The 9,774-nt window shown below is 35.1% G+C and carries 8 protein-coding genes; all 8 read left to right on the forward strand.

Going from position 1 to position 9,774, the window contains the following annotated elements:
- The first annotated feature begins 223 nt into the window (after positions 1 to 223).
- The 8 genes from truB (at position 224) to ACVQ8P_RS00040 (ending at position 9,594) form a co-directional block, all read left to right on the forward strand.
- Positions 224 to 1,129, forward strand: a complete 906-nt coding sequence (gene truB, locus ACVQ8P_RS00005; RefSeq protein WP_462296817.1) for a tRNA pseudouridine(55) synthase TruB — start codon at positions 224 to 226, stop codon at positions 1,127 to 1,129.
- A gap of 16 nt (positions 1,130 to 1,145) precedes the next feature.
- Positions 1,146 to 2,081: a riboflavin biosynthesis protein RibF gene (gene ribF, locus ACVQ8P_RS00010; protein ID WP_462296818.1), complete on the forward strand. Its 936-nt coding sequence runs from the start codon at positions 1,146 to 1,148 to the stop codon at positions 2,079 to 2,081.
- Between the two features lie 161 nt (positions 2,082 to 2,242).
- Positions 2,243 to 3,286 carry a heat-inducible transcriptional repressor HrcA gene (gene hrcA, locus ACVQ8P_RS00015; RefSeq protein ID WP_462296819.1) on the forward strand — a complete coding sequence of 348 codons (1,044 nt, stop codon included), beginning with the start codon at positions 2,243 to 2,245 and terminating at the stop codon, positions 3,284 to 3,286.
- A gap of 17 nt (positions 3,287 to 3,303) precedes the next feature.
- Positions 3,304 to 3,900, forward strand: coding sequence for a nucleotide exchange factor GrpE (gene grpE / locus ACVQ8P_RS00020; protein ID WP_462296820.1), 597 nt, complete (start codon positions 3,304 to 3,306; stop codon positions 3,898 to 3,900).
- Between the two features lie 23 nt (positions 3,901 to 3,923).
- Complete coding sequence (gene dnaK / locus ACVQ8P_RS00025) at positions 3,924 to 5,759, forward strand: molecular chaperone DnaK (RefSeq protein WP_462296821.1); 1,836 nt, start codon at positions 3,924 to 3,926, stop codon at positions 5,757 to 5,759.
- 126 nt (positions 5,760 to 5,885) lie between these two features.
- Positions 5,886 to 7,022, forward strand: a complete 1,137-nt coding sequence (dnaJ, locus tag ACVQ8P_RS00030) for a molecular chaperone DnaJ (protein WP_462296822.1) — start codon at positions 5,886 to 5,888, stop codon at positions 7,020 to 7,022.
- A gap of 127 nt (positions 7,023 to 7,149) precedes the next feature.
- Positions 7,150 to 8,991: a translation elongation factor 4 gene (gene lepA / locus ACVQ8P_RS00035; protein ID WP_462296823.1), complete on the forward strand. Its 1,842-nt coding sequence runs from the start codon at positions 7,150 to 7,152 to the stop codon at positions 8,989 to 8,991.
- A gap of 84 nt (positions 8,992 to 9,075) precedes the next feature.
- Positions 9,076 to 9,594, forward strand: a complete 519-nt coding sequence (locus tag ACVQ8P_RS00040) for a DNA-3-methyladenine glycosylase I (RefSeq protein ID WP_462296824.1) — start codon at positions 9,076 to 9,078, stop codon at positions 9,592 to 9,594.
- Positions 9,595 to 9,774: the final 180 nt, after the last annotated feature.

Here is a 9,774-nt window from a genome sequence, read left to right on the forward strand (position 1 = left end):
AGGGAACCTCTTTCTTTTGGGCTGGCTGGCCATTAAAGGAAACGAAGTTCCCTTTTTTGTATTATTATATAAAAAAATTGCCGCCAGTGATAGATTTTCTATCACCAACAACAAATATTGTAGAGCCGTTATTTTGTAAAAATTTTAATAGTGTATTGTTTACAATATCCTAGTTTTGATGATTATGCTATACTATTAAAAGTATATTAACGGAGGTAGGACAATGGACGGAATTATTCCACTATTTAAAGAACGAGGTATGACTAGTCACGATTGTGTTTTCAAATGCCGTGGTATTTTTCAAACAAAAAAAGTGGGCCATTCGGGCACTTTAGATCCAAACGTTGATGGTGTTTTACCAATTTGTATTGGTAAGGCAACAAAAACAGTAAACTATTTGATGAATTCTGGTAAAGTGTATACGGGTGAAATTACGCTTGGGTTTTCCACGGAAACTGAGGATTTAGATGGTGAAACAATCGAAGAAAAAGATATTCTTGAACCATTTACCGCTGCTGAGATTGATGCTGTTATGAGTCAAATGACTGGGACAATGATTCAAATTCCACCAATGTTTTCAGCTATTAAAGTTAATGGGCGTCGATTGTATGATTATGCGCGTAAAGGTGAAACAGTTGAGCGTCCGGAACGAGAAATTACGGTTACGTCGTTTACGCAAACAAAGCCTGCAGAATATGATGCTGAAATTAAAAGACAAAAAATTTATTTTGAAGTTGCATGTGGTAAAGGAACTTATGTGAGAACGTTAGCAGTTGATCTTGGAAAAAAATTAGGTGTACCTGCTGTTATGTCTGATTTAACTAGATTAGAAAGTGGCGGTTTTAAAATTGATAAGGCCTTCACATTGGCGCAATTAAATGAAGCCAAAGACAACGGAACGTTAGAATCATTATTGTATCCAATTGATGCTGCTTTAACAGCATTTAAAAAGTATGAATTAACTGATGAACAATGGGCAATTGTTCGAAATGGTGGGTTTTTATCGGTTAATTCGTTTAATAATGAACCAATAGTTGCGTTAGTTTATGAAAATAAAATTAGATGTTTGTATAAATTGAATAATGAAAATCATCGTTATCAATCTGAAACAATGTTTGATTTAGGATAAAGGAAGTTAGTGTGACATGAAAGTTATTTATTTAACTGAGCCATATAATCCCACAGAAATTGACAGTGATGTTATTTCACTTGCCATGGGTTTTTTTGACGGTGTCCATTTAGGACATCAAGAAGTGATACAAACAGCTAAGAAAAAAGCTGATGAAAAGAATATTAAACTTGCGGTGATGACTTTTGATAAACATCCGTCGGTTCAATTCCAAAAAACACCTGAACAAAGTATTAAATATTTAACGTCTATGGAAAAGAAAATTACATTAATGGAAAAATTGGGTGTTGATATTTTTTATGTCCTGACATTGAATGATAATTTGGCAAATTTAGCGCCACAAGCGTTTGTTGACAAGTATATGATTGCTTTACATGCAAAAATTGTCGTTGCTGGATTTGATTATACTTATGGTAAAAAAGATATCGCAAATATGGCTGTATTATCGTCATATGCCCAACAAAAATTTGAAATTGTGACTGTGCCAGAACTAACAGCTGGTAATCAAAAGATAAGTTCAACTAGAATAAGGGCTACAATTGATGCCGGACAAATGAGCAGTGTTAATGAGTTACTTGGCTATGAATATGAGACGATTGGTGAAGTTGTTCATGGCGAAGCTAGGGGTAGAGAACTTGGTTTTCCAACGTTAAATTTGGCATTTAATAAACATATTCGAATTCCGGGACCTGGCATCTATGTGACAGAAGTTCAAGTAGATGATATTTGGTATCGAGGAATGGCGTCTATTGGTTATAATGTGACGTTTGGTCAGGACCGTGAATTAACGGTTGAAATTAATTTATTTGATTTTAATGAAATGATTTATGGTAAAATTGTCACGGTTAAATGGTTGGCATATTTAAGAAGTGAAGTTAAATTTGATGGTATTGATGGCTTAATTGCACAATTAAATCAAGATAAAAAAAATACGAATGCTTATTTTAATTAACATGAATAAGCACTAATGACTGACTAAGTGGCGTCCATTTAGTTAGTCATTTTTCTTTAAAAAAAAATGAGTGCATTCCTTGACAATAATCCAAACATTTAGTATATTAATAGTTGTGTTAGCACTCAATAGTGTTAAGTGCTAAAAAGAGGTGATTGACCATGCTAACAGAAAGACAGATGTTAGTGTTAGAAGCAATTGTCAGAGTTTACACAGAGGTTGGTCAACCAGTTGGTTCTAAATCGGTTGTTGATTTTTTACCAATGCATGTTAGTTCAGCAACAATCAGAAATGAAATGGTGGCTTTGGAGAATAAAGGGCTTATTAAAAAAACACATTCTTCTTCTGGTCGGATTCCGTCATTTCTGGGATATCGATATTATGTTGATCATATTGTTAAACCTGGGGTCGTGCCAGCAGCAGAATTAGTAAATATTCAGAATTCTCTTGGTGTTCACTTTCAAAAGATTGATGAAATTTTTGCGGAATCGACTAAGATTCTTTCAGATTTAACAAATTATACGGCGATTTCATTACGACCTGAAACAGCGGAAAGCCGACTTGAAGGTTTCCGATTGGTTCCATTAGGTAACCATCAAATTATGGCTATTCTTGTGATGAGTAGTGGTGTCGTTGAAAATCAAACATTTGGTATTCCTAGTTCAATCAATAGCTCCGATTTAGAGGCTGTTACGAGGTTGTTGAATGATCAATTAATTGGATTGCCTTTAGCTGAGGTATCAAAAAAGTTAAGGACAAGTATTCCAGTGATGTTGATCAATTATATGCGTCAACCTGATGGCATTTTAGATGTTTTAGGTAATATTTTGAAGCAAGCCACGCGTGAACAAGTTTTTGTTGGTGGCAAATCTAATATATTGGATTTTGCGGCTGATAGTAACGTGGATGAATTGAAATCACTATACGATTTAGTCGATACATCGAATAATAAGAATATTGGCGAGTTAATTGGGAGTCAAGGTAAACCCATTCAAATCAAAATTGGTGAAGAACTAACAAATCAATTACTTGATAACTATAGCCTTATATCAGCTAGTTATGATGTGAGTGACCATGGTCAGGGTGTTATCGCATTATTGGGACCAGCAAACATGCCATATTCGAAAATGATTGGATTGCTAGATGCGTTTAGTGATGAACTTGCAAAAAAATTATTAGATTATTATCAACGATTTGATAAATAAGAAAAGGGGTGTTGTGTGTGGTTAAAAATAACAAAGAAGATTTAGTTGAAGAAGACGTTGCACAAGAACAACATCAGTCAAATGAAACAACTAATCAAAATGATAAAAAAAGTTCTGTTACTGATAAAGTAAAAGAAAAATTTAGTAAAAAACCTTCTGATGCAGATAAATTAGTTGAATTACAAGTTAGTTTGGATGCAATGGAGGATAAATATCTACGAGCAGAAGCCGAAATGGCAAACATGAACACGCGTTTCAAGAAAGAACAGGAACAACTCTTGAAATATAGCGGACAATCATTAGCTAAAGATGTCTTACCCGTTATCGATAACTTAGAAAGAGCATTGGCTATTGAGGTTGATACTGAAAATAGTGAACAGCTTAAAAAGGGTATCGAATTAGTTTACAAAGATGCGCAAAAAGCATTAACTAATAATGGTGTTATAGAAATCGAAACGACTGATGTGATGTTTGATCCAACTGTTCATCAAGCTGTTCAAACAGTGCCTGCTTCTGATGATCAGAAAGCAGATACAATTGTTCAAGTCCTTCAAAAGGGATACAAATTAAAAGATAGAGTGTTACGTCCAGCAATGGTCGTTGTCGCTCAATAATATAAGAAGAGGTAGAGAAAATTATGGCAAAAATTATTGGAATTGATTTAGGAACAACTAACTCAGCTGTTGCTGTTTTGGAAGGTAAAGAAGCAAAAATTATTACAAACCCAGAAGGAAATCGGACAACACCATCTGTTGTTTCATTTAAAGATGGCGAAACTCAAGTTGGTGAAGTTGCTAAACGTCAAGCAATTACAAACCCTGATACTGTGGCATCAATTAAACGTCACATGGGTGAAGAAGGTTACAAAGTTGATATTCAAGGTAAATCATATACACCTCAAGAAGTTTCAGCAATGATCTTACAATACATTAAAGAATATTCTGAATCATACTTGGGTGAATCAGTAACCAAAGCTGTTATTACAGTTCCTGCTTACTTTAATGATTCACAACGTCAAGCTACAAAAGATGCTGGTAAAATTGCTGGTTTAGAAGTTGAACGTATTGTTAACGAACCAACTGCTGCAGCTTTGGCATACGGTCTTGAAAATACTGAAAAAGATGAAAAAATCCTTGTTTTTGATTTAGGTGGTGGTACATTTGATGTTTCTATCCTTGAATTAGGCGACGGTGTCTTTGAGGTATTATCAACAAATGGTGATACTCATCTTGGTGGCGATGATTTTGATCAAAAAATCATGGACTGGTTAGTTGAAAACTTTAAAAAAGAAAATGGCATTGATTTATCAAAAGATAAAATGGCAATGCAACGTCTTAAAGATGCTGCTGAAAAAGCTAAAAAAGATGTCTCTGGGATTACTAGTGCCCAAATTAGCTTACCATTTATTACAGCCGGTGCTGCTGGACCTTTACATTTAGAAGCAACATTGTCACGTGCACAATTTGATAATCTTACACAAGATTTAGTTGAACGTACACGTATTCCAGTTCAAAATGCTTTAAAAGATGCTGGTTTAACAAATGCTGATATTGATCAAGTTATCTTAGTTGGTGGTTCAACACGTATTCCAGCTGTTCAAGCATTAGTTGAAAAAGAAACAGATCACAAACCTAACCAATCAGTTAACCCTGATGAAGCTGTTGCACTTGGTGCTGCAATTCAAGGTGGTGTCATTACTGGTGATGTTAAGGATGTTGTTTTACTTGATGTAACACCACTTTCATTGGGTATCGAAACAATGGGTAGTGTCTTCACTAAGTTAATTGACCGTAACACGACAATTCCAACAAGTAAGTCACAAACATTCTCTACAGCTGCTGATAATCAACCAGCCGTTGATATCCATGTGTTACAAGGTGAACGTCCAATGGCTACTGATAACAAGACCTTGGGTCGTTTCCAATTAAACGATATTCCTGCTGCTCCTCGTGGAATCCCTCAAATCGAAGTTAAATTCGATATTGATAAAAATGGTATTGTTAATGTTTCTGCTAAAGATTTAGGCACAAACAAAGAACAAAAGATTACAATTAAGAGTTCAGGCGGTCTTGCAGAAGACGAAATTGAACGCATGGTTAATGAAGCTAAAGAAAATGAAGAAGCTGATAAAGCACGTAAAGAAGAAGTTGACTTGAAGAATGAAGTTGACCAATTATTATTCTCAGTTGATAAAACTTTAGAAGAATTAAAAGGTAAAGTAACTGAAGAAGAAATTAAATCTGCTGAAGATGCTCGTGATGCTTTGAAGAAAGCTCAAGAAGATAACAACGTTGAAGATATGAAAGTTAAGAAAGACGAATTAAATAAAATCGTTCAAGACTTAACGGTTAAATTATATCAACAAGCACAAGATGCTCAAGGTGAATCCGGTGCTGAAGGCGCAGCTAAAGATCCTAAAGATGAAACAGTTGATGGCGACTTCGAAGAAGTTAACCCTGAAGACAAAAAATAATCTTTACTAAATTTTGAGTGTGATAGAAAGTCAAAGGCCTTTGGGACTTTGGCTTTTTATTTCATGTTAAGCATGGTATTCTATTTAGAGCAATAAAAACCAAAAAGGTTATTCGGAGGTACGGGAATGGCAGAGAACAGAGATCCATATGATGTACTTGGTGTGACTAAAGATTCATCACCTGAAGAAATAAAAAAAGCGTACCGTAAGTTATCTAAAAAATATCATCCAGATATTAACAAGGATGCTGGTGCAGAAGATAAATTTAAAGAAATTACTGAAGCTTATGAGACAGTTGGTGATCCGCAAAAGAAAGCTGAATATGATCAATATGGTTCAGCTGGCGCTCAAGGTGGTGGCTACCGAGGATTTGGTGGTCAAGGACAACAAGGTGGATTTGGCGGCGGTGGATTTGAAGATATTTTCAGTTCATTCTTTGGCGGTGGTGCTTCTCAGGATCCAACTGCGCCACGTGCAGGTCGCGATTTACAATATGAAATGACATTAACCTTTATGGAAGGTGTCTTTGGTAAGGAATCAACAATTAAATACAACCGTAAAAGCCTTTGTATTACTTGTGGCGGGTCTGGGGCAAAACCTGGAACTTCTCCAATTACGTGTCGTAAATGTGGTGGTCGAGGAACTATTCAAGTTGAACGTCGTACACCACTTGGCAATATGATGACTGAACAAGAATGTGATGTTTGTCATGGTACTGGTAAGGAAATTGAAGAAAAATGTGAGACATGTCATGGTTCAGGTCATACTGATGAAAGACATGAAGTTAAAGTAACTGTTCCTGCAGGTGTTGAAGATGGTCAACAAATGCGCTTACAAGGACAAGGTGAGGCCGGTGAAAATAACGGACCTTATGGAGACTTGTACATTATCTTTAGAGTACAAGCTAGTGGTAAGTTTGATCGTGAAGGTTCTGAGATTTATATTGATGTCCCAATTAGCTTTGTCCAAGCTGCATTGGGTGACGAAGTAACTGTCGAAACCGTTCATGGTGATGTTAAAATGAAAATTCCTGCTGGAACTCAGACAGGGACAACATTTAGATTACGTGATAAGGGTGCGCCTAAATTACACGGTAAAGGTAATGGTGATCAACAAGTTACCGTTAATATTGAAACACCTCGCAATCTTAAAAAAGAACAAAAAGAAGCTTTAAAAGAATTTGCTACAGCCAGTGGTAAAAATGTCGTTGGTGAAGGCAATTTATTCGATAAGCTAAAAGATCAATTTAAAGGTAAAAAATAACCAAATAAAAGATAGAATCGTCTTGCCGGATGAGTCTATCTTTTTTTGTATACGAACTACAATTGTGTTTAGCAGAGTTGATTGTTATAATCAAAAGAGATAGAAACAAGAAAGTAGGACGCTATTAATGGATTTTGAAGAAATGCAAGAGAGACAAAAACACATTCGTAATTTTTCGATTGTGGCACATATTGATCATGGAAAATCAACACTTGCGGATCGTATCCTTGAGTTGACTGATACAGTGACTAAGCGTGAAATGAAAAACCAATTATTGGACTCAATGGATCTTGAACGAGAACGTGGTATTACCATTAAATTAAATGCGGTTGAATTACATTATCTTGCTAAAGATGGTGAAACATATATCTTCCATTTAATTGATACACCAGGACATGTTGATTTTACTTATGAAGTTTCAAGAAGTTTGGCCGCTTGTGAGGGAGCTGTGCTTGTCGTAGATGCTGCTCAGGGCGTTGAAGCGCAAACGCTTGCTAATGTTTATTTGGCAATTGATGACGAACTTGAAATTTTGCCAGTTATTAATAAAATTGATTTGCCATCTGCTAATATTGAGATGGTTAAACAAGAAATTGAAGATATTATCGGGTTAGATGCTTCTGATGCTGTTTTGGCGAGTGCTAAAAAAGGAATTGGTATTGAAGAGATGCTTGAACAGATTGTGACAAAAGTTCCTGCACCAAGTGGTGACTTAAAGAAACCATTAAAAGCATTAATTTTTGATTCAATTTATGATAGTTATCGTGGTGTTGTGCTAAGTGTTCGATTGGTTGATGGTGTTGTTAAGCCAGGCGATACAATCGAATTAATGAATAGTAAGAAAAAATATGAAGTCACAGAAGTGGGTGTGATGTCACCCAAAGCGGTTGATCGTGATTTCTTAATGGCTGGAGACGTTGGTTATATTACTGCTGCAATTAAAGATATTCGAGATACACGAGTTGGCGATACGGTGACATTGGCAGATAATCCGGCAGCTGAAGCGTTAGAGGGTTATAGAGCTATTAATCCAATGGTTTACTGTGGATTATATCCCGTTGATAATTCAAAATATAATGAATTGCGTGAAGCACTTGAAAGATTACAATTAAATGATGCAGCTTTACAATTTGAACCAGAGACGTCGCAAGCTTTAGGTTTTGGGTTCCGTTGTGGATTCTTAGGGTTATTACACATGGACGTTGTCCAAGAACGTTTAGAGCGTGAATCTGGCTTAGATTTGATTACAACAGCACCATCTGTTATTTACCATGTTGATTTAACGGATGGTGAGAAGTTGATTGTTTCTAATCCTTCTGAAATGCCAGAGCCATCATCAATTAAGCAAATTAATGAACCTTATGTTAAAGCAAGTATTATGGTGCCTAATGAATATGTTGGTGCAGTTATGGAACTTTGTCAGAAAAAACGTGGTGTCTTTGACACGATGGATTATTTAGATGAATTCCGTGTAAATATTATTTATCACATGCCTTTATCAGAAATTATTTTTGATTTCTTTGATAAATTAAAATCAAATACACGTGGATATGCCTCTCTTGATTATGAAGAAGAAGGCTATCGTCCTAGTGATTTGATTAAAGTTGATATCTTGTTGAATGGTGAAGCCGTTGATGCATTGAGCTTTATCGTTCATCGAGACTTCTCTTTTGAACGCGGAAAAGGAATTGTCAACAAATTACGGACGTTAATTCCACGTCAAATGTTTGAAATTCCGGTCCAAGCGGCAGCTGGTCAAAAAATTATTGCAAGAACAAATATTAAAGCATACCGTAAAGATGTTACAGCGAAGTTGTATGGTGGGGATCGAACACGTCGTATGAAGCTTTTGGAAAAACAAAAAGCGGGTAAGAAACGAATGAAACAAGTTGGTAATGTTGAAATTCCTCAAGAGGCGTTTATGGCTGTCTTGAAGATTGATGAAGAAGAGGAATCTAAGAAAAAATAAAGGTGTAAAAATAAAATAGGTATCATTTTAGCATTATAGTCAATTTGGATGGGCTATTGAGAAAATCAAATGAGGGAAACTATAATGGAAAATGATAAAAGTTGGACTTGGTATCATGAGCAATGGGGAACGCCGACTTATGATGATACTAAATTATTTCAGTTATTGATAATAGGCATTTTTCAGGTAGGTTTAAATTGGAAAATGATTGCGGGCAAAAAAGATGTTTTTGCAAAATATTTTTATAATTATGATATCAGTAAAGTTGCAGCAACTTTACCTGATGAAATTGAAAAAATGTTAATGGATACAAATATGATTAGAAATGAACGTAAAATTAAAGCGACTATTAATGATGCTCAAGCAATCTTATCTATTCAAAAGGAGTATGGTAGCTTTTCAAATTATTTATGGAAATTTGTTGATAACAAACCTTTAATTAATGATTACACTGAGCATGATGAGGTACCAACAAGTACTGAACTATCTAAATTAATTGCTGTAGATATGAAAAAGTATGGATTTACATTTGTTGGGCCAATTGTGATTTATATGTTTATGAAAGCCAGCGGTATGATTAAAGATAATGTATTAAATAAGTAAAAACGGCAACCAGATTATAAGTAAAATGGCTCTTCGTCAACTATTGTTGGTGAATAATATTATGAAGGTTCTAATCACTTAGTGATTAGGCCTTTTTTTGTATGAATCTTAAGGGTATAAAATATTCTGATGCGAAATCTATAAAAGTTTCTAAAACCAAAACTAACGCGTTTAATGCTT

The organism is Dellaglioa sp. BT-FLS60 (assembly GCF_054941065.1).